This window comes from Marinobacter sp. LV10R510-11A (assembly GCF_900215155.1).
Classification (GTDB): Bacteria; Pseudomonadota; Gammaproteobacteria; order Pseudomonadales; family Oleiphilaceae; genus Marinobacter.
In genome coordinates, this window is sequence record NZ_LT907980.1 from 3,763,454 (window position 1) to 3,787,244 (window position 23,791).

The following is a 23,791-nucleotide window of genomic DNA, read 5'->3' on the forward strand; positions in this document are numbered from 1 at the left end:
ATGAGTGAAAGAGTACCTATGACAACAGCGGGCGAGGCCTCTCTTCGCGAGGAAATTCGGAAGCTAAAATCCGAAGATCGCCCTCGTGTTATCGCAGCGATTTCAGACGCCCGGGAGCATGGCGACCTGAAAGAAAACGCTGAGTACCACGCTGCCCGGGAGCAGCAGAGCTTCATTGAGGGCCGGATTCAGGAGATTGAAGGAAAGCTTTCGGCGGCTCAGGTAATTGACGTCACCACGATGGAAAATACTGGCAGGGTTATCTTCGGTACCACGGTTCATCTGATGAATATGGATTCGGACGAGCAAGTGGTCTACAAGATTGTCGGAGAGGACGAAGCCAATATTAAGTTAGGCAAGCTGTCTATTTCTTCGCCCATCGCCCGTGCGCTAGTGGGAAAGGTTGCAGACGATGTTGTCGCTATCCGCGTGCCATCTGGCACCGTGGAGTACGAAATCGAAAAGGTGGAATACATCTGATTTGTACAGCGCTGGTTGAGCCAGTGCACGGCAAGAAAAAAACCGGCAGCGTTATGCGCAGCCGGTTTTTTTAGGTACTTTTTTAGGTACTTTTTTAGGTGCTTTTTTGCTCTAAATACTTCTATTTTATTTAAAAGTTGGGCGAGCGTTAGCTTTTGTGGCGTAACAGATTGGAAAGTTTTGGGTTGGGCTTCTTGGCTCTGCGCATAATGACCGCAATTTTCCCAATGGTCTGCACCACTTCAGCGCCGCTGGATTCGCACAGGGCAAGGACGGCTTCCTGGCGTGCTTCCCGGTCCTGGCTCGCTACTTTAATCTTGATGAGCTCGTGGTCATTCAGGGCCCGCTCCAGCTCTTCCTGGAGGTTCTCGGTAAGGCCTTTGTCGCCCACAATAATAACGGGCTTCAGGTGGTGGGCAATGGCCCGGTATTCCCGGCGCTGTTCCGGTGAAAAACTCATGATGAAATCTCTTTATCGGTGCAATTAACAAAAGGTCAGCGGCAAATTCGCTGGCAACGTCGTATAATTTGCGGATTGTAGCAGACAACCTTGTATACAGATCACCCTGCAGGCGTTGTAATTTCCGAGATGAAACCCACATATAAGTAACATGGGGATTTATCCGGCGTTTAGATGCGTCATTAGGTGGATCCGCCGCTACGTTTTTTGTGGCCGTTACGGATGGGCCGTTTCTGGTGGATAGGCGTATAATTGGTGTAAGGTGTCCGTAAAGAGTGGTTCCCTAGCGGGTTCGCTCTCCAATTCACAGGTGATGATCCTTGAACGTTATGGCAAAAAATCTGGTTCTCTGGCTGATAATAGCCGCGGTACTGTTGATGGTGTTTCAGAATTTCTCTCCCACCACCAGCGGGCAGCAAGTCAACTATTCTCAATTCGTTGAAATGGTCCAGCAGGGCCAAGTCAGCAAAGTCACTATTGATGGTCTGGAAGTCCAAGGCATCCGAGACGATGGTTCTCAGTTTGAGACAATTCGCCCACAAATGGCGGACAACAAGCTGATGGACGATCTGCTGGCTAATAAGGTGGAGGTGATCGGCAAAGAGCCCGAGCGCCAGAGCCTTTGGACGCAGCTGTTGGTCGCGGCGTTCCCGATACTGATCATAATTGCACTGTTCGTGTTCTTTATGCGGCAAATGCAGGGCGGCGGTGGCGGCAAAGGCCCCATGTCGTTTGGCAAGAGCAAAGCGAAGCTGATGAGTGAAGATCAGATCAAAACCACGTTTGGCGATGTAGCCGGTGTGGATGAGGCGAAAGAAGAGGTTAAGGAGCTGGTGGACTTCCTACGGGATCCCAGCAAGTTCCAGCGTCTTGGCGGCAGCATCCCCAAAGGTGTCTTGATGGTGGGGCAACCGGGTACCGGTAAAACCCTTCTGGCTAAGGCGATCGCGGGCGAAGCAAAAGTTCCGTTCTTCTCGATTTCCGGTTCCGACTTCGTGGAAATGTTCGTAGGTGTTGGTGCATCTCGTGTGCGTGACATGTTCGAGCAAGCCAAGAAGCAGAGCCCCTGCATTATCTTCATCGACGAAATCGATGCAGTCGGCCGCCATCGTGGTGGCGGCATGGGTGGTGGTCACGATGAGCGTGAGCAGACCTTGAACGCACTACTGGTTGAAATGGACGGCTTTGAAGGTAATGAAGGCGTTATCGTTATTGCTGCGACCAACCGCCCAGACGTTCTCGACCCGGCTCTGATGCGCCCAGGGCGTTTTGACCGTCAGGTTGTGGTGGGTCTGCCGGACATCATCGGTCGTGAGCAGATCCTTAAAGTGCACATGAAGAAGGTGCCTTTGGATGAGAACGTTGAGCCTGCGCTGATCGCGCGTGGTACACCAGGCTTTTCCGGTGCCGACCTTGCGAACTTGGTAAACGAGGCAGCGCTATTCGCCGCTCGCCGCAACCAGCGCCTGGTAACAATGGAAGAGTTTGAGCTGGCCAAAGACAAAATCATGATGGGCGCCGAGCGCAAGTCCATGGTGATGAGTGAAAAAGAAAAGCGGAATACTGCTTATCACGAGTCTGGTCATGCCATTGTCGGTCGCCTTGCGCCGGAACACGATCCTGTCTACAAAGTGAGCATTATTCCTCGTGGGCGCGCCTTGGGTGTGACCATGTTCTTGCCAGAGGAAGACAGGTACAGCCACAGCAAGCGTTTCCTGATCAGCTCTATTTGCAGTCTGTTTGGCGGTCGTATTGCCGAAGAGCTGACGCTGGGTTTTGACGGCGTTACCACAGGTGCTTCGAATGATATCGAGCGTGCCACCAGCCTGGCCCGCAATATGGTCACCCGCTGGGGATTGTCGGAGAAGCTTGGGCCGTTGCAGTACGATACGGACAGCGATGAGTCTTTTATCGGTCGCTCGGGTGGCCAGGCTCAGACGGTTTACTCGCCAGAAACGGCTCAGCTGATTGATGAAGAAGTCCGAAGCATTATCGATACCTGCTATGAAACGGCCACTAAACTTCTGGTCGATAACCGGGATAAGCTGGATTTTATGGCCGAGGCGTTGATGAAATATGAAACCATCGATCGCCATCAGATTGATGACATTATGGAGGGTCGCGCGCCACGCCCACCAAAAGGTTGGGACGATAGAGGCCCTGCCGGCGGTGCTAAGGCAGATAGCCCGGAACAGCCTCCTGAGGCTAAGCCTACTGATGATGGCCGCCGGCCTGATGTTGGTCGGCCTGCAGGAGAGCACTAAGGCTCTGCGCTTCAGATAATTGAGCCAACAAACGCCGCCCAGATTAAGGGCGGCGTTTGTTTTTGCCAGGCACTGTTTTGCAGGTTCTGGTATGCCTGCCCAGGATTGGTTTGTTATGGAAATGAAATTTGCCGGGCGAGTGCTGGATATGTCTCGCTGTCATGTTATGGGTGTTCTCAATGTAACGCCCGACTCGTTCTCCGATGGTGGGTGGTTTAATCAGTACAGTGCTGCACTTTTCAAGGCTCGCCAGATGGTCGCTGATGGGGCTGCGTTTATCGACGTGGGCGGAGAGTCCACCCGCCCGGGTGCAACCAGGGTGTCGGTTCAGGAAGAGTTAGATCGGGTTTGCCCAGTGGTGGAGGCGATTTCTCGGGAGCTGGATGTGATCGTTTCTGTAGATACCAGTACGCCCAAGGTAATGTCTCAGGCGGTGGAGCTGGGTGCAGGGTTGGTTAACGATGTGCGCGCATTGCAAAGAGAGGGAGCCTTGGTTGCCGCGGCAAATGCGGGCGTGCCCGTGTGTATCATGCACATTCAGGGCGAGCCGGAAACCATGCAAGATCAGCCCAAATATCAGAATGTGCTGCGTGAGGTCGGGGAGTTTTTAACTCAACGGGTTCGTGCTGCTGTGCGAGCGGGCATCGAGGCGCAGAATATAATCTTGGATCCGGGCTTCGGGTTCGGGAAAAGCCTAGAGCATAATCTGCTATTGCTCGCTTCACTGGAGCGGTTGCAGGCGCTGGGTCATCCTCTGTTAGTGGGCATGTCCAGGAAATCCATGCTCGGCGATATCACTGGTCGAGAAGTTGATGAAAGGTTGCCGGCGAGCCTCGCGGCCGCGACAATATCGGCCATGAAGGGTGCCAGCATTATTCGCGCGCACGATGTTAGGGAAACCGTAGATGCCGTCAAGGTGGCGACGGCCGTAAAGGAGGCAGTTTGATGGCCGGAAGAAAATATTTTGGTACGGATGGAATTCGCGGCAGGGTGGGTGAGCCCCCAATTACCCCCGAGTTTATGCTGCATCTGGGGTGGGCGGCCGGGCAAGCGTTTAAAAAGGCTGGCCAGCGAAATAGTGTGCTGATTGGCAAGGATACCCGGTTGTCCGGTTACATGTTTGAATCAGCCCTGGAGGCCGGGTTGGCCGCAGCGGGTGTGGATGTGAAGCTGTTGGGCCCCATGCCAACTCCTGCCATTGCCTACTTAACTCGCACCTTTCGCGCATCTGCCGGTATCGTTATCAGCGCGTCCCATAACCCGCATCATGATAACGGCATTAAGTTTTTCTCCTCCGACGGCACCAAGCTCGATGACGCGCTGGAAGCGGAGATTGAAAGTTGGCTGGACAAGCCCATTGAGGTTTGTGGCCCGGGTGAGCTGGGTAAAGCATCAAGAATAGAGGACGCCCCGGGGCGCTACATTGAGTTCTGCAAAAGCACGGTGCCAAACGAGTTTACTCTGGACCACATGAAAATTGTTCTAGATTGCGCTCACGGCGCGACCTATCACGTTGCTCCGAAGGTGTTTCGCGAGCTGGGTGCGCAGGTGTCTGTTATTGGCGCGGAGCCCGACGGGCTAAACATAAACCTAAATGTTGGCTCTACGCACCTAGATGCACTAAAGCAGGCCGTTATCGATAAAGAAGCGGATCTGGGTATCGCCTTTGACGGCGATGGTGATCGAGTTCTAATGGTCGATTGCGATGGCTCTGAAGTAGACGGTGATGAGCTTTTGTACGTAATTGGATCCCAGCGGTTTGCCGAGGGCAATCTGAAGGGCGGTGTGGTCGGCACGCTAATGACCAACCTGGGGGTCGAGTTGGCGCTGACAGATATGGGTATTGCCTTCGAGCGTGCCAATGTTGGCGACCGCTATGTAGTAGAGCGATTGCTGGCGAACAACTGGGTGCTTGGCGGAGAGGGATCGGGGCACATGGTTATCCGCGACTGCACCAGTACCGGGGATGGTATTGTTTCTGCACTTCAGGTGCTGTTATCTATCAGCAAGTCTGGTAAAACGCTCGCCGAGTTGCGGCAAGGTATGCGCAAGCTGCCCCAAACGATGATCAACGTTCAGGTAGCGAAGCGTTTTGATCCGTTTAGTCGTGACGACATTGTTGCGGCGGTTCAGAAGGCAGAGTCAGAGCTTGGCAGTTTGGGCAGAATTCTGTTGCGAGCATCAGGGACTGAGCTTTTGATTCGCGTAATGGCAGAGGGTAAAAACGCCGACGATATTCGCCGTGTTGCTGAAGAGTTGGCACAAGTCGTGGAAAATTCAACGTCCTGATTTTGTTGGATTCAGGCGGTTGTCTGTTATGGGGGACTGCTGTATAGTGCGCCCTCCCTTACATTCGGGAAGTGATATGCGTCGAAAGATTGTAGCCGGAAACTGGAAGATGAATGGGTCGAAAGACCTCTCTGAAAAACTGGTAGGCTCTATTCGGTTTGAGGCCGAATCTCTTGATAACGGCGTGGAGATTGTTATTATTCCTCCCGCAATTTACATCGGAGATGTGCTGAAGCAGGCTCAAGGCGCGTTATCCGTGGGTGTTCAGAATGTAGGGCAGTGGCAGTCGGGTGCTTATACCGGAGAGATTTCTTCGGACATGGCTAAAGATGCAGGTTGTCGCTATGTGCTCGTGGGTCACTCTGAGCGCCGTCAGCTTTTCGGTGAAACCGACGAGTTGGTCGCAGCTAAGGTGTCGAGTGTCCTTTTCAGTGGTTTAGTGGTCATTGTGTGTGTTGGCGAAACTCTGGAAGAACGAGAGTCTGGGCAGGCGGAATCAGCAGTTTCTAGCCAAGTGCGCACAGGCTTGTCGTTGGTGGCGCAAGGTGAATGGCAGAATGTCGTGGTAGCTTATGAGCCAGTTTGGGCCATAGGTACCGGTAAAACGGCCACGTCGGATGACGCCCAAACCATGCACGCAGCCATAAGGAGTGTGCTGAAAGATATGGGCGCCCCGGCAGACGAGATTTCACTGCTTTACGGCGGTAGTGTAAAAGCGGATAATGCAGCGGCGCTTTTCGCAGAGCCGGATATAGACGGCGGGTTAATTGGCGGAGCATCGCTGGTTGCAAAAGATTTTGTTAGTATTTGCCGGTATTTCCCGGCGGGTACCTAAAGTTAAAAGTTCGCGAGAGTCAATATGGATTGGATTGAAACACTAGTAGTCGTTGTGCACGTTGTTATTGCGGTGGCGCTGGTGGGTCTGGTGCTGATCCAGCAGGGCAAGGGTGCGGATGCGGGTGCGGCCTTCGGTGGTGGCGGCGCTTCCCAAACTGTGTTTGGCAGTCAGGGTAGTGGTAGTTTTCTGACTCGAATGACAGCCATGCTTGCTATCGTATTCTTCGTGACAAGTTTCTCGCTGGCTGTGTTTGCCAAGGATCGCGCAGAAGTTGCAGGTGAAGCAGGTATTCCGGTTGTTGAGGAGTCCCGTCAGGATCCTGTAACCAATGGCGATGCTGCCAAAAGCGAAACCGAGACTGGGGAGTCTGATCTTCCCGAACTCGAGTAAGAGTGTTGCCCAAGTGGTGGATTGGTAGACACGCTATCTTGAGGGGGTAGTGGCGAAAGCTGTGCCGGTTCGAGTCCGGCCTTGGGCACCAATTTAGAAGAAAAACGGCTTGGACTAGGCATGAACTATCCAAGCCGCTTTTTTGATCAGTCCTTGACCAGCCCGTTCGGCGTCTCTATACTCCGGCGGATATTGAAGTCCGGCATCTTTTTTTGTTGTCGGGTTTTGGCGGGCCAGGTGTCTGTCAGCAGGAAGCGGGATACCGGTTAGCTTCCTGCGAGTTCTTGCAACAAAAAGCCCCGGTTTCGGGGCTTTTTGATTAAGGGGCCTGGCGCAACGGGCCCTGGTGCGTAAAAAGGGCTGATTAACAGCCCTTTTTTTGTTTTTGGGGCCGGTAAATTTCATAACGGAGACCGCCTAACTTGTCAGGCAAGCTTGAACAACTGGAAGACATTCTTCGGCCTGTGGTGGAAGGTTTGGGATACGAGTACTGGGGCATCGAGTTCCGTTCCCAGGGCTATCAATCTTTGCTGCGGGTTTTTATTGACGATGTCGAGAACGGCATTGGCATCGGCGACTGCGAGAAAGTCAGTCGTCAGATCAGTGGCGTGATGGATGTGGAAGATCCCATCAAGACAGAATACACGCTTGAGGTTTCGTCTCCGGGAATGGATCGTCCTCTGTTCCGGCCTGAGCAATATCAGGCATATGTGGGGCATCAAGTACAAATTCGCTTGCGCATGGCGTTTGACGGTCGGCGCAAGTTTCAAGGGCTTATAAAGGCTGTTGAAGGCGATGATGTTGTGGTGGTTGTTGACGATCACGAATATCTGTTGCCTTTCGACAGTATCGAAAAAGCTCAAATTATTCCGGCATTCGAGTGAGCTATTTGAACAACTCAGTAGATGCACAGTTTATTTTCAGAGCAGGGCAATCCAATGAGTAAAGAGATCTTGCTGGTGGTTGAGGCCGTTTCGAACGAAAAAGGTGTCGAGAAGGAAGTGATTTTCGACGCGATCGAGCTGGCACTCGCCACCGCTGCCAAAAAGCGTTATGAAGACGAAGAGTCGGATGTGCGTGTGTCAATTGACCGTCGTACCGGCGAGTATGATACCTTCCGCCGCTGGCTGGTCGTAGATAACGACGCAGTACCTGCGCTGGGTACTGAGCTGACGCTTCAGGAAGCCGAAGAAATCGACTCTGAGCTGAAGCCCGGTGACACATACGAAGAGAAGGCAGAGTCGGTTGCCTTCGGTCGCATTGGTGCTCAGGCCGCCAAGCAGATTATCTTCCAAAAAGTTCGTGAGGCTGAGCGTAGCAAAATCGTTGACAGCTATCGTGATCGAGTTGGCGAACTGGTTTCGGGTACTGTTAAAAAGGTTACTCGCGATAACGTTATTGTTGACCTTGGCGCTAACGCCGAAGCACTTCTGCCCAGAGAACACTTGATTGCGCGCGAAACATTCCGCATGGGCGATCGGGTTCGTTCGCTGCTGCTGGAAATTCGCACAGACCACCGTGGCCCTCAGCTGATCCTCAGCCGCTCTTCATCGCAGATGCTGATTGAGTTGTTCCGCATTGAAGTGCCCGAGATTGCCGAAGAGCTGATCGAGATCCGTGGTGCAGCCCGGGATCCCGGTTCTCGCGCCAAGATTGCCGTGAAAACCAACGACCGCCGTATTGATCCGGTCGGTGCCTGTGTAGGCATGCGCGGCTCCCGTGTTCAGGCCGTTTCCAATGAGCTGGGCGGTGAGCGCGTAGACATTGTGCTGTGGGACGATAACCCTGCACAGCTGGTGATTAACGCCATGTCACCGGCAGAAGTGGCTTCCATTGTGATGGACGAAGACAGTCACACTATGGAAGTGGCGGTTGCCGCAGACAATCTGGCACAGGCTATTGGTCGTAATGGACAGAACGTCCGCCTGGCTACTGAGCTTACAGGTTGGACTCTGAACGTAATGACCGAAGAAGAGGCCGGTGAGCGCCAAGAGAAAGAGTTTAGCACTCTGGTTGAGCATTTTACTGCTCACCTGGATGTTGATGAAGAATTCGCTGGCTTACTGATCGAAGAAGGCTTTACGTCTATCGAGGAAGTTGCCTACGTGCCCATGGAAGAAATGCTGGCGATTGAAGGTTTTGACGAAGACACCGTCTCAGAACTGCGCCGCCGTGCCAAAGATGCCTTGTTGAATCAGGCCCTAGCGGGCGAAGAAGCCCTTGACGGCGCCGAGCCGGCAGAAGATCTTCTGGGCATGGACGGAATGGATCGCGGCCTGGCGTTCAAACTCGCTGGCATGGGTGTGTGTACGATGGAAGATTTGGCTGAGCAGTCGGTTGCCGACTTGCTCGATATCGAAAGTATGGATGAAGAGCGTGCAGGAAAGCTGATTATGGCCGCACGCGCCCCCTGGTTTGAAGACCAGGCTTAATTCGGGAGGAGACCAGTATGGCTGAAGTAACGGTAAAACAACTGGCCGAAGATGTAGGCGCTCCCGTGGATCGTTTGCTGAAGCAGATCGTGGAAGCTGGCCTGAAAGCCCGCTCAGAAAACGATTCTGTATCCAGCGATGAGAAGCAGCAGCTGCTGACCTATCTGAGAAAGGCCCACGGTGAAGCAGATGCTGAGCCGCGCAAGATTACGTTGAAGCGGAAAACCACAACCACGCTAAAAGCTGGCAAGGCCAAGGCTGTTAATGTGGAAGTACGCAAGCGTCGTACCTATGTGAAGCGTGAGGAGTCGCAGCCCGAAGCGGAAGCGGCGGCCCCTGAAGCGGTGCAAGAAGAGCAGGAAGTGGAGCCGGTGCAGGCGGAGCAATCCGCGAATGTAACCGCTCCACAAACAGAGACAGAGGCCCCTTCTGAAGCGGCGAAGAAAGAAGCGCCGGCTACGCAAGAGCAGGCGCCTGCCGAGAAGACTGAGCCGAAAAAGGCTGCGGAACCTGCCCCGGTTACCGCTCCCGAAGATATGCCGTTGCCGCCACCCGAGGGTGAAGGCAAGGATCGGAAGCCTAAGAAGAAGAAAGAAAAAGTCCGTGAGCGTGGCGACGAAACCGAAGAAGGCAAGCCCAAAAAGAAACAGGCTGGCCATCGCGGACCACGTAATCGCCCAGCAGAAAAGGGGGCGGTGATCTCCGTCGACGACGCCGACAATACGTTGCGCAAACCACTGCGTGCGAAAAAGAAATCCAAAGAGAAGCGTCATGGCTTCGAGAGGCCGACCAAACCAATGGTCAGAGAAGTAGAAGTTCCTGAAGTGATTACCGTTGGCGATCTTGCCCAGCGGATGGCCGTCAAATCCGGTGATGTCATCAAAGTTTTGATGGGCATGGGCGTGATGGCAACCATTAACCAGCCACTGGATCAGGAGACGTCGACTCTAGTAGTTGAAGAGTTGGGCCACAAAGCCACGCCCGTCAGCGACGATGCTTTTGAGCACGAAGTGCTCAGCGAATTCAAAGTGGAAGGCAAAGAAAAGGCCAAGCGCGCACCGGTTGTGAGTGTGATGGGCCACGTCGACCATGGTAAAACATCGCTGTTGGACTGTATTCGCCGTACCAAGGTTGCCTCTGGTGAAACCGGTGGTATTACCCAGCACATCGGTGCGTACCACGTAGAAACTGACCACGGCATGGTCTCGTTCTTGGACACCCCGGGGCATGCGGCTTTCACCGCGATGCGCGCCCGTGGTGCCCAGTGCACAGATATCGTTATTCTGGTCGTCGCATCAGATGACGGTGTTATGCCGCAAACTAAAGAAGCGGTGCTGCATGCCCGTTCTGCCGGTGTGCCCATCGTTGTTGCCATCACCAAGATGGACAAGGAACAAGCAGACACAGATCGTGTGAAGAACGAATTGGCAGCGATCGACGTTATCCCGGAGGAATGGGGTGGCGACGTTCAGTTTGTGCCAATTTCTGCGCACACGGGTGAAGGTATTGACACGCTTCTCGAGGCGATTCTGCTTCAGGCCGAGATCCTTGAGCTTCAGGCCTCACCTGACGCACCTGCCAACGGTGTTGTCGTTGAGTCCAGCCTTGAGCGTGGGCGTGGGCCTGTAGCGACTGTGCTGGTACAGAACGGCACTCTGCGGCCGGGCGATATGGTTGTTGCAGGCTCTTACTTTGGTAAGGTGCGCGCAATGACCGATGAAGCCGGCAAACAGGTGAAAGAAGCCGGGCCGTCTATTCCGGTAGAGGTTCTTGGCCTTAATGGCACGCCGAACGCCGGTGACGAGTTCTTTGTGGTAGCTGATGAACGCAAGGCCAAAGAGCTGGCCGAGTACCGTCACGTCCGCGAGCGCGAGCAGCGCCTGCAGCGTGCGCAAGCAGGCAAGCTTGAGAACATGTTCGAGAACATGGGCAAAGACGAGGTTAAAACCCTCAACGTTGTCCTTAAAACGGACGTGCGTGGCTCTCTTGAGGCGATCAACAAATCGCTGCAGGATCTGGGCAACGACGAAGTCCAAGTGAAGATCGTGTCATCGGGCGTCGGTGGTATCGCAGAAACAGACGTTAGCCTTGCTTTGGCGACCAACGCCGTTATCTTCGGCTTTAACGTGCGTGCCGATACAGCGTCTAAGCGCTTGGTCGAGAAAGAAGGTCTGGATCTGCGCTATTACAGCATCATCTATAACCTTCTGGACGATGTGACAGCAGCGTTGACTGGCATGCTGGCACCGGAATTCCGTGAAGACATTATCGGCATCGCAGACGTTCGCGATGTGTTCAGTTCGCCGAAGTTTGGTCAGGTTGCTGGCTGCATGGTGACCGAAGGCAACGTATACCGGAATAAGCCGATTCGTGTACTGCGCGACAACGTAGTTATCTTCGAAGGCGCGCTGGAATCCCTGCGTCGCTTCAAGGACGACGTACCTGAAGTTCGCAACGGAATGGAATGTGGTATCGGTGTTAAAGGCTACGACGTGAAGGTCGGTGACCAGATCGAAGTGTTTGACCGGATTAGAGTCGAGCGCAAGCTCGAATCGACGGGGGCCTAATGGCTAGAGAGTTCAGTCGTATTGATCGCATTGGCGATCAGATGCAGCGTGAGCTTGCTCAGCTGATTCAGCGCGAGGTCAAGGATCCGCGGTTGGGCATGGTAACGGTCAATGCAGTCAAGGTCAGTCGTGACCTTGGCTACGCCGATATCTATGTCTCGCTGCTGACTACTGAGGAACTGACTGCTGAGTCCCCGGAGGCACAGGAATCCATTTCGGTACTGAACAAAGCCGCCGGGTTCCTCCGCGGCCAAGTGGGAAGAGCTATGAGGCTGCGGGTTGTGCCCCAGCTTCGATTCCACTTTGACGAGCTTCAGGGCTACAGCCGTAGAATGGACAGTCTTATTCGTGAAGCGGTGGGTGATAAAACCGCCGTTGAACGGAACGACGACAACCAGAGTGATCCGGAGTCAAACGATTGAGTCGCAGACGTAAAGGTCGTGATGTTAGTGGTATTCTGGTCATCGACAAGCCTGTGGGTATTACCTCTAACGGTATCCTGCAGGAGGTCAAGCACCTATATGGCGCCGCCAAGGCTGGTCATACCGGTGCCCTTGATCCGCTAGCAACTGGGGTTTTGCCCCTATGCTTCGGTGAAGCTACAAAGTTCTCGCAGATGATGCTGGATAGCGACAAGGCCTACATAGCCACAGCACAGCTAGGTGTGCGTACCGAAACCGGCGACCGTGAAGGTACGGTCGTTTCTGAAAGGCCCGTGCCGGAAGGCCTCACGCCGGAAGTGCTTGAGCCTTTGCTTGAGCAGTTTCGCGGTAATATCCAGCAAGTCCCCTCCATGTACTCGGCACTTAAGCACAAGGGTCGCCCACTTTATGAATACGCCCGTGAGGGCATTGAGGTGGAGCGTCCGGCGCGCCCGGTAACCATTTATGATCTCCAGCTTCTGGATATTCGTGAAGACCAAATGGATATTGCCGTTAAGTGCACCAAGGGTACGTACATTCGCTCACTCGTTGAAGATATCGGCGAAGTGCTGGGTTGCGGCGCACATGTGATTGCGTTGCGGCGCACGCTAGCGGCCGGGTTCACGTTGGCTGACGCCCACCCAGTGCCGGATCTGGAGGCCATGCGTGAGCGCGGCGAAAGTCTGGATGGCTTGCTGGTTGCCCCTGACGCAGCGCTTTCGATGTTTCCAGAGCACCGCCTGAGCGGGCAGCCTTTGGTGTCGATATTGAATGGACAACCGGTTAGAATACCGGGTCGGGCCTTCGATGGCTTCGTGCGTATTTATGGCAACGAAGGTTTCGTGGGGCTGGTAGAAGCATTGCCGGAAGGCGAGGAAACCCAGTTGGTGCCCCGTCGTTTGGTGAGTAGCAGCGGAAAACAGTAGTTATGCCGCTGTATAGCCGGGCTGTAGAGATGCGCGGTTCGGCCGGATTCAACAGCATCGCAAACATGAGGTGAGTTATGGCACTTTCTGCCAATGAAAAAGCACAGATCGTTCAAGATTATCAGCAAGCTGAGAGTGACACCGGTTCCCCAGAAGTGCAGGTTGCACTGCTGAGCGCCAACATCAATAAGCTGCAGGGTCATTTCAAGATCAACAAGCAGGATCACCATTCCCGCCGTGGTCTGATCCGGATGGTAAACCAGCGTCGTAAGCTGCTGGACTACCTTCGCAAGAAGAGCGGTGAACGTTACCTGGAGCTGATCAAGCGCTTAGGTCTGCGTCGCTAATCTGGTCGATGACCTGACGGCTACCTTCGGAATTATTCCGTTGGCGGCCAACAGCCGGTGGGTTCTTTAGGGGGCCTGCCGGTTGTGCTTTTCAGCACCGCATTGTGTATTTCAGTGAACTTGGGATTTCCTGTCGTATTGGGAAGCCGAAATTGATAGCAGGTTGTTGAAAGCCTGGGCGGTACGCAACCAAAGCGTACCAGGTTGCCTGGCCGGGGTTTTACAACAGCCTGTTAGCTTCCAGGCGGGGTATTTTCAGGGTCACATTACTATCATTCTGAACAGATAACGCAGGAGTTTTTTGTGGATCTGCAACCGCGTAAAAAATCGTTTGAGCTGGGTGGCGAAACCGTCACCATAGAAACGGGCCGTATTGCTCGTCAAGCTACAGGTTCCGTTCTGGTCACCGTTGGTGATATTTCGGTTTTGGGTACCGTTGTTGGTGCCAAGGTAGCTAAGCCGGGCCAGCCGTTCTTCCCGCTGACCGTTAACTATTTCGAAAAGACCTACGCCGTGGGCAAAATCCCCGGTGGTTTCTTCAAGCGTGAAGGTCGTCCTTCCGAGAAAGAAACTCTGACATCCCGTTTGATCGACCGTCCGATTCGTCCGCTGTTCCCGAACGGCTACATGAACGAGACACAGGTTATCTGTACGGTTATGTCGTCCAGCAAAAACCAGGACCCGGACATCGCCGCTATGCTGGCAGCTTCGGCGGCCCTGGCAATCTCTGGTATCCCTTTCGCTGGCCCAATCGGCGCGAGTCGCGTTGGTTACACCAACGAGAAGGGTTACTTCCTGAACCCAAGCTTCGAAGAACTGAAAACCTCCCTGCTGGATATGATCGTTGCAGGTACTGAGGACGCGGTTTTGATGGTTGAGTCGGAAGCCAAAGGCCTGAGCGAAGATCAGATGCTGGGTGGCGTTCTGTTTGCGCATCAGGAAATGCAGACCGCCGTTGCGGCAATCAAGGAATTTGCCGCTGAAAATGGCAAGCCGAGTTGGGATTGGCAGCCAGCTGCTGAAAACACCGAGCTGCTGGGCGCGATCAAGTCTGAGTTTGCCGGTGCTATCGAAGAGGCCTATGGCATTCACGATAAGATGGCTCGTTACGAACGCCTTGGTGAAATCAAAGCGGCTGCGGTTGAGAAGCTAGCAGGCGACGAGGAAGGCCAGCCTTCCGCAGAAGAAGTTAAAAAGAACTTCGGAAAAATCGAGAAAACGGTTGTTCGCCAGCAAGTTATCGATGGCAAGCCGCGTATCGACGGTCGTGACAACAAAACCGTTCGTCCGATCGAAATCGAAGTGGGTATTCTGCCAAGCGTTCACGGTTCTGCGCTGTTTACCCGTGGTGAAACTCAGGCGATTGTTACGACGACGCTGGGTACTTCTCGCGACGTGCAGACGATCGACGCGCTTGAAGGCGAGCGTAAGGATCCGTTCCTGTTCCATTACAACTTCCCTCCGTACTCCGTAGGTGAAGCTGGCCGTGTTGGCACCCCTGGCCGTCGTGAAGTTGGTCACGGTCGTTTGGCTAAGCGCGGTGTGATGGCGGTTATGCCGACCATGGAAGAGTTCCCGTATGCCATTCGTGCGGTCTCCGAGATTACTGAATCTAACGGCTCCAGCTCTATGGCGTCTGTTTGTGGTTCAAGCCTCGCACTGATGGATGCCGGTGTTCCGCTAAAAGCGGCAGTAGCTGGTATCGCCATGGGTCTGGTTAAGGAAGGTGACAAGTTTGCCATTCTGACCGATATTCTGGGTGATGAAGATCACCTGGGCGACATGGACTTCAAGGTTGCCGGTACCAAAGATGGTATTACTGCTCTGCAGATGGACATCAAAATCCAGGGCATTACCGACGAGATCATGGAGCTTGCTCTGGAGCAGGCTCACGGAGCTCGTCAGCACATTCTGGGTGAGATGAACAAGGTTATCTCTGAGTCGCGGAAAGAGCTTTCCTCGCGCGCTCCGAGCATTACCACGATCAAGATCAACCCTGAGAAAATCCGTGACGTTATTGGTAAGGGCGGCTCGATGATCCGTTCTATCTGTGACGAGACCGGTGCTTCTATTGATCTGGATGACGACGGTAACGTGAAGATCTACGCAGATAACCAGGAAGCGGCCCAAGCGGCAGTTAACCGGGTTAAGGAAATTACGGCGGAGATTGAGGTGGGTGCTATCTACAAGGGTCGCGTCGAGCGCATTGTAGATTTCGGTGCCTTTGTTAACATTCTGCCTGGCAAAGATGGTTTGGTGCACATTTCCCAGATCTCTGAGCGCCGGATCGAGAACGTAACTGACGAGCTAAGTGAAGGTCAGGAAGTTCTGGTCAAGGTTTTGGATGTCGACAACCGTGGCCGTGTGAAGCTGTCTATGAAGGAAGTGAAAGAAGGCGAGCAGCCGACTGACTTTACTGACTGATAGCTAGCAGCTACAAAAAAACCCGCCTCTCCTTTGGATTGGCGGGTTTTTTGTTATTCCCTTCCCAAAAACTCCAAGACAGAGTTTTTGTACGCAGGAATGATGAAGGTTGCCGCGTGGGGCGTATCTGTTTGCAAGAACTGCTTTGGTTCACCGGCGGCCTCATAAAGCGCCTGGCCGTGGTGGAAGGGGATGATGCCGTCACGGACGCTGTGAATGATCATGAGCGGTACGGGGCTGATGTTGGCAATTTGGTCCACGCCTTCGTATTCGTTTGGAATCGTCCAGCTAAGGGGGGCCTGAAAGGGCCAGGTGAGCCAGAAGTTTCCGAGTTTTTCTCTGGCTATGCCGCGGAAGCCGGAGAAGGTGCCGTCTAGGATTACGCCGTTGAGTTCAGGTGTTTCGTTCCGCTGTACCCATTCGCTTGCAAGGGTTAGCCCGAGAGCGCCGCCCAGGCTCTGCCCGAGGAGGAATACAGGCGCGTTCCCGACGTCCGGCTGGCCGGTTAGCCAGCGTAGGCCAGTTTCCGAGTCGTGCAGGGCGCCTTCTATGTCTGGTGCGCCGGTGGACTTGCCGTAGCCCCGGTAGTCGATGGTAAAAACGTTGTAGCCCTCTGAAGGCAGCCAGGCTACGTTGAGGAGGTGGCTGCTGATGTTCTGGGCATTGCCGTGGAGGTAGTAAACCGTGCCTTTTGGCTGGCCCTCAGCCGGTAGCCACCAGCCGTGGAGGGTTTCGCCGTCGGCAGTGTCCAAGTAGATGTTTTCGTAGGCTAGGTTGAGCCGGTCTGGTGTTATGTAGGTGGTTTGGTCCGGAAAGAAAAACAGGCTGCTGCAGCCGCTTTGCAATAACGTGGCGGCTGAGAGAAGCAGGGCCATTAAGGCTGTTTTCAGTTTAGGCCTGTTCAAAAGTACGCGTGCAGCCCGGCTTGCCATGTGCTTTGGTACCTGTCGTAGTGATCTTCCCGAGTGAATTCGGCGAACAGGCTGAATTCGCGGCCTATGTGCCAGTTGGCTTTTGCGTATATCTGATCCTGCCTGTGTTGGCTGCTAACGATCCAAGCTTTGGTTTTTACACCGCCAGTAAAGCTGAAGTAGTTGTTCTGGTGCAGTAGGCCCACGTCTGCGCCAGGAGCGACATCGTAGCCGTGGCGCAGGTCGTCGTCGATTTCCAGATCAGCGGTGGCAATGACGAAGGCCTGAGTGTGTTGGCCGAGGCGCCAGCTGCCGCCCGCACCGCCTTCCAGATAGGGCGCCAGAACCCGTTTATTGCCGGTGTCGGTGCGGCGGCCACCGAAGCCTACCTGCCACGACAATGGCGAGAAAAACGCGTTTCTTGGGCTCAAGGAGCGGATTTCCACGCCGGTGAGCTGTTCCAGTTGCAGTTTGTCGTTGTCGGTGTAGTAGCGCGCATCCAGGCGGAAAAATTGCAGCTGTGCTCCGCTGCGGTAACCGGCGGGCGGGTCGAGAATACCATGGTAGGCGGGCCGGAATGTCAGTTGGGTAAACTCCCGATGAGCCAGCTGCCCCGCGCCAAGGCTCACACGAAACGTATCGTGGCCTTGGTCGTCACGAACCGCCGGCTCTGGTGGTTTTTCAAGTGGTGCTACGCTGCCGATTTTACTGCGCTCTCGCAGCAGATTGTGAGAGAGCGGGGCGGCAATTTCCCTTGGCCAGTTGTCTGCTTCGCTTTGATAGCGCACATAATCGTAGGTGGCGTCGAGCACGAAGGCACGTTCTCGGCGCGGAAGAGCGAGCACCTCGTCGCTGCTCGGTGCCACGTAACCATTGGCAATAGCTGCCACCAATGTCTGATGCGATTCGGGCAGTGAAGATAGGCTATGGGCAACGGAGGTAGCTGCCGATGGGCGATAATGAACTTCTTCTACCAGATCCTTGTCGACTACCCAGCGAACAGTGTCTGAGGGTATGGCGTGGGTGCTGACTTCACCCAGAAGATTTGTGCCGGGACGCGCGACGTCGATGAGTGCAAGCAGGCGATAGGCGCAGTTTTCATCGAAAAAATAGTAGTCGAAATTGCGATCCCGGATTTCCCAAGCATGAGCCAGCATGAAATCTACTTCCTGCTGGTTTAAGTTAAGTTTGTATTCCCAAAGATCCCGGTGCTCGATATCGGAGTAGAGACGGATTTTTTCGTAATAGGGCTGCACGCTTGTAATGCCGGGGTAGCCACCAAAAATTCCCCGATAGGCGAACAGCAGTTCGCTGTCATGGGCTGCGGCATCGGCGGCGTAGGAAATGGTATTGGCAAGCAGCAGGTTGGTTTGCTCGTCTTCCTGCGGCGGGTCGAGTCTCAGGAAAGTGTGGCCAAACATCGATGATGGACTATTAAGATATGAGGCAGCAAAAACCAAGGTAATACTTTCGGTATTAAGCGTTTCCGTCCATTCCTCGTAAGCAGGGCAGTCTGCGACGGTCCCTGGCAGGTCTAGCTGTTCGCGCAGCCATGCGTCCCGTGCCGGAAAACGACATCGGGCATGATCATCGCCCTCTCCGGGTTGTTGTATTGCTTTTAGAGTCGCTTCTAGCTCCGCTTTTGGAGAGGTCTTGCCATCCTCGCTCAAAAAAAATGCAGGATCATCGGCCTGGCTGGTATAGCCATCGCTAAACTGGCCCGACTGATAGTGAATGAGCGTAAGCCACGCGGGATCCAGATGCAGAGGTTGCGCCTGAGCCTGAGCTTGCAGAGGTAAGCAGGTGATGAGCCAAAGCATAGCTGGCCCAATGCGAAGCATGTTGCCCATGGGTAAATAAGAGTTCCGGTCGGGAGTTGTGAAGCGGAGGAATCGCGCCGTCCATAGCGCTCGGGCATCCCTGCAGTTCAGCTATCAGGCCGCTACGTATTTGCTCAGCGACTCATTCTTTTCCAGCAGCGCTACAATCGCGTCCACTGCTTCACCGGAAGTAGTGTCGGAGTTCGGGAAAATAGCTGCGAAGTTATCCTGCAGAGTCTGGCGGAAAGCTCCGCGATCTGCGTTTTCAACGCCCAGAAGAATTGCCAGTGTGTCCAAGTTCTCGCCATTACCGCGAGACATGTCACGGGCTACTTTGTCGATGTTGCTGTCCATATACATGGCCATGGACTGCACAGATTCGTTGGTCTGGCAGCCTAGGGTACCCGTGGTCATGCCGAATGTCTGGTTGCCGAACGAACCGTTAGTTGTTGCAGCCAATACGTGCGGGGCGATACCGGATTGTCCTTTCCAGATCATGGCGCCCACGCCGCAACCTGGTTGTGCAAAAGCCATGGATGAGGCACCTAGCAAAATTGCACCGGCGATCAGTTTTTTCATAATGCTCTCCTTTTACGTGCTTTAGCGGTTGGCTAACAGTCGTGCAGGCCAACGTTATAGGCCGAGCCCTTATGATCTGCATGGAATAGGGGTGACCATCGAGCTTAGTGTAGTTCAATTTCAAGACCTGCCAGGTTTGTTGCGTACTTTTCATACAAACAGGGAAAAATGATCATGTGTTCATATTCCAGAATTGCTTAAGGCGCCGGCGATAATGATTCCCTTGTTATAGAGAAGGAGCTTACGTATGATTGGCGCGGCCACGAAGGCTTAGAAACAAAACATGGAGACATCATTTTGAAAAAAATTCTTATTGCATCATCATTGGTATTGGCTGGCGCGCTGTCAGGCTGTAGTTCACTGAACGTTAGCTCCAACTCTATGCCGATTACTGCTCCGCTGCAGACCGACATCAAAGTTGATGTTGAAGTTGGTGAGAAAATCACTGGTAAGGCTTCTGTAACTAAGATTCTGTTCTTTACCATTGGCAGTGACAAGCAGTTTTCTGACGGTGTTTCTTACGGCGGCTCTGGCGGTGGTTTAGCTCTGCCTTTCGGTGACCCAGTTGCTAAAGCGAAATCTGCAGCAGCATACAAGGCTGTTACCGCTTCTGGCGCAGACATCATTGTGGCTCCACGTTACACCGTTGAAACTGAAGACTTCGTAGTTTTCGGAACCATCAACGTAACGGTTGAAGGCTACAAAGGCACTATCAAAAGCATCAAGTAATTAGCTTTTGATTTGCTGTTTTTAAAAAAGCCGGAGTACGTAAGTGCTCCGGCTTTTTTGTGCCTTCAGATTGCTGGTCAGCCACCCAAATAGGCGTTCTGCACGTCCGGATTGGCCAGCAAATTCTTACCTGTGTCATGCAGACGGATTTTTCCCGTCTCCAGCACATAACCCCGATCGGCGAGATGCAGTGCTTTGTGGGCGTTCTGCTCCACCAAAAACACCGTAATGCCTTCATCCCGCAGATGACCGATGATTTCGAAAATTTGCTTGATGATCAGCGGAGCCAGCCCCAGAGAGGGTTCATCCAGGATGATCATGGTGGGGCGGCTCATAAGGGCTCGCCCGATCGCCAGCATCTGCTGTTCGCCGCCAGACATAGTGCCCGCGCGCTGAAGTTCGCGTTCTTTCAAACGCGGAAAGAGTTCATACACATGAGCTTGGCTTTTGCGGATCTCGGATTTGGTGTTGAAGAACCCGCCCATGTGTAGGTTTTCTTCAACTGTTAGACCAGAAAATATGCGCCGGCCTTCGGGCACTATCGCCAAACCAGAACGCATGATCTGTGCGGTGGGTTTGTTGGTGATATCCTGACCTTCCAGGATGATGCGACCCGAACTGGCCTGCGGAGTGCCGCATACGGTCATCAGCAGAGTCGTTTTTCCGGCGCCGTTGGCCCCGATCAGCGAGACAATTTCACCTCGGTTAACCTCAACAGAAACCCCGTGCAGGGCCTCAATTTTTCCGTAATGGGTGTGGACATCTTCTAGTACAAGCATGCTCATGTTTAGGCCTCGCCCAGGTAGGCTTTGATCACGTCGTCGTTATGGCGGATTTCTTCGGGTGTGCCACAGGCCAGGGGCTTGCCCTGGTTGATGACGTTGATCCGGTCTGAAATATCCATTACCAGGCTCATGTCGTGCTCAATTAATACCACGGAAACGTTGTAGTCCTCTTTTAGGCTCACAATAAGCTGGTTGAGTTCTTTGGTTTCCGCCGGGTTCAGGCCGGCCGCCGGTTCGTCGAGCATCAGCAGTTTTGGTTCGGTAACCATGCAGCGTGCTATTTCAAGCCGCCGCTGTTGGCCGTATGCCAGGTTGCCTGCATCTCGGTTAGCTAGGTCAAGAAGGCCGACACGCTCCAGCCAGTAAGCAGCGCGATCCAGTGCTTTCTGCTCCCGTACCCTATAATTGGGAGTGTTCAGAAGACCCGCAAGCATGTTGGTGTTGAGATGGCGGTGCTGAGCCACAAGCAGGTTTTCCACAACCGACATCTGAGTGAACAGACGAACGTGCTGAAAGGTTCTCACCATGCCCAGCCGGGAAATCTTGTGGTCCGGCTTGCCCTGCATTTCTTTGCCTTCGAAAAGGATCTTGCCGCCGGTAGGCTTGTAAAAACCGCTCATGCAGTTGAATACGGTGGTTTTACCGGCCCCGTTGGGGCCAATGATGGAGACGATTTCCCGTTCCTGAACGTCCAGTGAAACCTTGTCTACCGCAAGCAGACCGCCAAAGCGCATGGACAGATTTTGTACTTCAAGCATTGTCTGTCACTCCTGCTTGTGCAATTTGATATGAATACGGCGCATCGGCAACATGCCCTGTGGACGCCAGACCATCATCAAGACCATGGCGGCACCAAAAATTAGCATGCGATATTCAGAAAATTCCCGTGCCAATTCCGGCAAAATGGTCACCGCAATGGCCGCCAGTATCACGCCAAGCTGTGAGCCCATGCCGCCCAGAACCACAATCGCCAGAATGATGGCGGATTCAAGGAAGACAAAGGATTCCGGGCTGATAAAGCCTTGTTTGGAAGCAAACACGGTGCCTGCGAAGCCAGCAAAGAACGCACCAATGGTGAAGGCAGAGAGCTTAACTGCCGTGCGGCTGAGACCCAGCGAGCGGGCTGCGATTTCGTCTTCCCGCAACGCTTCCCACGCACGTCCTACCGGCATGCGCATGAAGCGCCGAATGATCAGCGCTGTTATCACCGCAAGCACCAGGGCGATCAGGTACAGAAAGATGACTTTGTGCTCACCGCTGTATGCAATGCCAAAGGTTTCATGGAACGACGTATTGCCTTCTTCCTTTACCCGGCGGCCAAACTCCATACCAAACAGAGTGGGGTCGGGAATGCCACCTATGCCATTTGGGCCACCGGTAACGCTTGTCCAGTTATTCAGCAGGATGCGAATGATTTCGCCAAAGCCAAGGGTGACGATGGCTAGATAATCCCCGCGCAAGCGCAATACCGGAAAGCCCAGCAACAGGCCGAACAGCCCGGCAAGCAAAGCCCCTAATGGCAAAGCCATCCAGAACGAAATGCCTGTGTACTGTGATAATAGGGCAAAGGTGTAAGCGCCAACCGCATAAAAAGCCACGTAGCCGAGATCCAGCAAGCCAGCGAGGCCGACCACCACGTTAAGGCCCAGCGCCAGCATGATGTAAATCAGCACCAGTGTGGCCAGATCCACAGAACCCCGTGAAACGAAAAATGGCCAGAACAGGGCGAGCACGACGAGCCCGGTCATGACCCAAAATTCCAGCTTTACCCGCTTGGATTGCTCCATGGGCTCTTTTTTTGCGAGAGGATTAAGCTTCGGTAGCGTGCCCAGCGTGCCCCGCATGCCCATAAGCGAATCACGGAACGCTTGGAACACAAATACCGAAACGGCGGCCAAAGCAATGGCAATGTACGTTGAGGTTGTGGCTCCGGTGAGCGTGATGTTGACGCCCTCGGCTTCCAGATTGAGCCCGAGAATCGGGACAGAAATAATCAGCGTGATAATTGCACAGAACAGCGCGTGTCTATAATTGTTAGCAGCCATTAGATCTTTTCAACCTCCGGTTTGCCGAGCAGGCCGGTGGGTTTAAACAGCAGAATGAGGATCAACAAACCGAAGGAGACGACGTCTTTATACTCACCGCTGAGGTAGCCCGAAGTCAGGCTTTCAGACACGCCGAGAATCAGGCCGCCTAGCATGGCACCGGGAATGCTGCCAATACCGCCGAGTACGGCAGCCGTAAAGGCCTTGAGGCCGGCAATAAATCCAAACAGTGGGTCAACAGAACCGTAATACATGCCTAGTAGCAAGCCAGCAACAGCCGCCAGTGCGGCACCAATAATAAAGGTGGCCGAGATAATACGGTTGGTATCAATGCCCAGCAGGCTGGCCATGCCAAGATCCTGAGAGACAGCACGGCAAGCGCGGCCGGTGCGAGACCGGGAAATGAACAGCGAGAGCGCCGTCATGCAAACCAGAGTGGTTATAAAAATAGTGATCTGCATGTAAGACAGCGACATCTCGAAATGCCCGTCAGAGCCAAAGTTAAACCCGCCCTCAATCAGTGCGGGAAAACCGATGTTGCGGGAGCCCTGAGCGAGGTGCACGTAGTTCTGCAGGAAGATGGACATGCCGATGGCAGAAATCAGAGGGATCAGGCGATGCCGGCCACGCACAGGGCGATAGGCGACACGTTCGACGGCCCAACCCATGGAACTGGAAACGATTATAGCGCACAGAAGCGCAACGATAAGGATCAGGGGAAGCCAGGCGAGCCCGAGGGCTGTTAGGCCTGTAATGGCAATAAGCGCGGTATAAGCGCCGATCATGTAGATCTCACCATGGGCAAAGTTGATCATGCCAATGATGCCGTAAACCATCGTATAACCGATGGCAATCAGAGCGTAAGCGCTCCCAATCGTCAGCCCGTTAATAAGCTGTTGAGAAAAATACAGGAGGTCTTGCATTGTTGTTTGACTCCGGAGGCCTGCTCCCTCCCCTGAAACACCCCAATCCCGGGGTGACCAGATTGAGTATGAGGCAGGATCTAAAGGAGCCTAGAAAAACACCTTCTCCCGGATCGCGGTGAGAAGGTGTTTTCATGATTACCGTTTATTAACGATTCGG

General features: G+C 53.8%; 23 protein-coding genes and 1 tRNA gene. 15 read left to right on the top strand and 9 right to left on the bottom strand.

Annotated elements, in window-relative coordinates:
• Positions 1–480, top strand: coding sequence for a transcription elongation factor GreA (gene greA / locus CPH80_RS18120; RefSeq protein WP_096280034.1), 480 nt, complete (start codon positions 1–3; stop codon positions 478–480).
• A gap of 148 nt (positions 481–628) precedes the next feature.
• On the opposite strand, the gene yhbY is transcribed toward greA, so the two are convergent.
• Positions 629–940, bottom strand: coding sequence for a ribosome assembly RNA-binding protein YhbY (gene yhbY / locus CPH80_RS18125; RefSeq protein WP_096280036.1), 312 nt, complete (start codon positions 938–940; stop codon positions 629–631).
• Between the two features lie 320 nt (positions 941–1,260).
• Here yhbY and ftsH point away from each other — a divergent pair, with 320 nt between their 5' ends.
• The 6 genes from ftsH to CPH80_RS18155 all read left to right on the top strand — a co-directional run bounded on the left by ftsH (position 1,261) and on the right by CPH80_RS18155 (position 6,812).
• Entirely contained in the window at positions 1,261–3,204 is a 1,944-nt protein-coding gene (ftsH, locus tag CPH80_RS18130; protein WP_172898621.1) for an ATP-dependent zinc metalloprotease FtsH, read from the top strand.
• Between the two features lie 115 nt (positions 3,205–3,319).
• Positions 3,320–4,150, top strand: a complete 831-nt coding sequence (gene folP / locus CPH80_RS18135; protein WP_096281770.1) for a dihydropteroate synthase — start codon at positions 3,320–3,322, stop codon at positions 4,148–4,150.
• Positions 4,150–5,493, top strand: coding sequence for a phosphoglucosamine mutase (glmM, locus tag CPH80_RS18140; protein ID WP_096280038.1), 1,344 nt, complete (start codon positions 4,150–4,152; stop codon positions 5,491–5,493). Before folP ends, glmM begins: the two co-directional genes overlap by 1 nt.
• Before the next feature lie 76 nt (positions 5,494–5,569).
• Positions 5,570–6,328, top strand: coding sequence for a triose-phosphate isomerase (tpiA, locus tag CPH80_RS18145; RefSeq protein WP_096280040.1), 759 nt, complete (start codon positions 5,570–5,572; stop codon positions 6,326–6,328).
• A gap of 24 nt (positions 6,329–6,352) precedes the next feature.
• Positions 6,353–6,721: a preprotein translocase subunit SecG gene (gene secG / locus CPH80_RS18150; RefSeq protein ID WP_096280041.1), complete on the top strand. Its 369-nt coding sequence runs from the start codon at positions 6,353–6,355 to the stop codon at positions 6,719–6,721.
• A gap of 7 nt (positions 6,722–6,728) precedes the next feature.
• Positions 6,729–6,812, top strand: a tRNA-Leu gene (locus tag CPH80_RS18155).
• A 23-nt stretch (positions 6,813–6,835) separates the two neighbouring features.
• Here CPH80_RS18155 and CPH80_RS18160 read toward each other — a convergent pair.
• Positions 6,836–7,126 carry a hypothetical protein gene (locus tag CPH80_RS18160; RefSeq protein ID WP_096280043.1) on the bottom strand — a complete coding sequence of 97 codons (291 nt, stop codon included), beginning with the start codon at positions 7,124–7,126 and terminating at the stop codon, positions 6,836–6,838.
• 17 nt (positions 7,127–7,143) lie between these two features.
• Between CPH80_RS18160 and rimP the strand changes: the two genes are divergently transcribed.
• The 7 genes from rimP (at position 7,144) to pnp (ending at position 15,839) form a co-directional block, all read left to right on the top strand.
• Positions 7,144–7,605 (top strand): ribosome maturation factor RimP, encoded by a 462-nt coding sequence (gene rimP / locus CPH80_RS18165; protein WP_096280045.1) that lies wholly within the window; start codon positions 7,144–7,146, stop codon positions 7,603–7,605.
• A 54-nt stretch (positions 7,606–7,659) separates the two neighbouring features.
• The gene (nusA, locus tag CPH80_RS18170) at positions 7,660–9,153 is read left to right on the top strand and encodes a transcription termination factor NusA (RefSeq protein WP_096280047.1); all 1,494 of its coding nucleotides are present in this window, start codon (positions 7,660–7,662) and stop codon (positions 9,151–9,153) included.
• A 17-nt stretch (positions 9,154–9,170) separates the two neighbouring features.
• Positions 9,171–11,720: a translation initiation factor IF-2 gene (gene infB, locus CPH80_RS18175; protein WP_096280048.1), complete on the top strand. Its 2,550-nt coding sequence runs from the start codon at positions 9,171–9,173 to the stop codon at positions 11,718–11,720.
• The gene (gene rbfA / locus CPH80_RS18180) at positions 11,720–12,142 is read left to right on the top strand and encodes a 30S ribosome-binding factor RbfA (protein ID WP_096280050.1); all 423 of its coding nucleotides are present in this window, start codon (positions 11,720–11,722) and stop codon (positions 12,140–12,142) included. Before infB ends, rbfA begins: the two co-directional genes overlap by 1 nt.
• Entirely contained in the window at positions 12,139–13,068 is a 930-nt protein-coding gene (truB, locus tag CPH80_RS18185; RefSeq protein ID WP_096280052.1) for a tRNA pseudouridine(55) synthase TruB, read from the top strand. The genes rbfA and truB overlap by 4 nt, the downstream gene beginning before the upstream one ends.
• A gap of 77 nt (positions 13,069–13,145) precedes the next feature.
• Complete coding sequence (gene rpsO, locus CPH80_RS18190; RefSeq protein WP_096280054.1) at positions 13,146–13,415, top strand: 30S ribosomal protein S15; 270 nt, start codon at positions 13,146–13,148, stop codon at positions 13,413–13,415.
• A 309-nt stretch (positions 13,416–13,724) separates the two neighbouring features.
• Positions 13,725–15,839 carry a polyribonucleotide nucleotidyltransferase gene (pnp, locus tag CPH80_RS18195; RefSeq protein ID WP_227520525.1) on the top strand — a complete coding sequence of 705 codons (2,115 nt, stop codon included), beginning with the start codon at positions 13,725–13,727 and terminating at the stop codon, positions 15,837–15,839.
• Between the two features lie 53 nt (positions 15,840–15,892).
• On the opposite strand, the gene CPH80_RS18200 is transcribed toward pnp, so the two are convergent.
• The 3 genes from CPH80_RS18200 to CPH80_RS18210 all read right to left on the bottom strand — a co-directional run bounded on the left by CPH80_RS18200 (position 15,893) and on the right by CPH80_RS18210 (position 19,149).
• Positions 15,893–16,771, bottom strand: coding sequence for an alpha/beta hydrolase (locus CPH80_RS18200; protein ID WP_096280058.1), 879 nt, complete (start codon positions 16,769–16,771; stop codon positions 15,893–15,895).
• Positions 16,741–18,600 carry a DUF4105 domain-containing protein gene (locus tag CPH80_RS18205; RefSeq protein WP_096280060.1) on the bottom strand — a complete coding sequence of 620 codons (1,860 nt, stop codon included), beginning with the start codon at positions 18,598–18,600 and terminating at the stop codon, positions 16,741–16,743. The genes CPH80_RS18200 and CPH80_RS18205 overlap by 31 nt, the downstream gene beginning before the upstream one ends.
• Positions 18,601–18,684: 84 nt before the next feature.
• Positions 18,685–19,149 carry a DUF3015 domain-containing protein gene (locus tag CPH80_RS18210; protein ID WP_096280062.1) on the bottom strand — a complete coding sequence of 155 codons (465 nt, stop codon included), beginning with the start codon at positions 19,147–19,149 and terminating at the stop codon, positions 18,685–18,687.
• A 297-nt stretch (positions 19,150–19,446) separates the two neighbouring features.
• Here CPH80_RS18210 and CPH80_RS18215 point away from each other — a divergent pair, with 297 nt between their 5' ends.
• Entirely contained in the window at positions 19,447–19,878 is a 432-nt protein-coding gene (locus CPH80_RS18215) for a hypothetical protein (protein ID WP_172898622.1), read from the top strand.
• A gap of 77 nt (positions 19,879–19,955) precedes the next feature.
• Here CPH80_RS18215 and CPH80_RS18220 read toward each other — a convergent pair whose 3' ends face one another.
• Genes CPH80_RS18220 through livH form a run of 4 tightly spaced genes read right to left on the bottom strand, consistent with a single transcriptional unit; the run spans position 19,956 to position 23,631 of the window.
• Entirely contained in the window at positions 19,956–20,657 is a 702-nt protein-coding gene (locus tag CPH80_RS18220) for an ABC transporter ATP-binding protein (protein WP_096281774.1), read from the bottom strand.
• An 8-nt stretch (positions 20,658–20,665) separates the two neighbouring features.
• Positions 20,666–21,421, bottom strand: coding sequence for a high-affinity branched-chain amino acid ABC transporter ATP-binding protein LivG (livG, locus tag CPH80_RS18225; RefSeq protein ID WP_096280064.1), 756 nt, complete (start codon positions 21,419–21,421; stop codon positions 20,666–20,668).
• Positions 21,422–21,427: 6 nt separating this feature from the next.
• The gene (gene livM, locus CPH80_RS18230; protein ID WP_096280067.1) at positions 21,428–22,708 is read right to left on the bottom strand and encodes a high-affinity branched-chain amino acid ABC transporter permease LivM; all 1,281 of its coding nucleotides are present in this window, start codon (positions 22,706–22,708) and stop codon (positions 21,428–21,430) included.
• A complete protein-coding gene (gene livH / locus CPH80_RS18235) occupies positions 22,708–23,631 on the bottom strand; it encodes a high-affinity branched-chain amino acid ABC transporter permease LivH (protein WP_096280069.1) in 924 nt (307 codons plus the stop codon). Before livH ends, livM begins: the two co-directional genes overlap by 1 nt.
• Between the last annotated feature and the right edge of the window lie 160 nt (positions 23,632–23,791).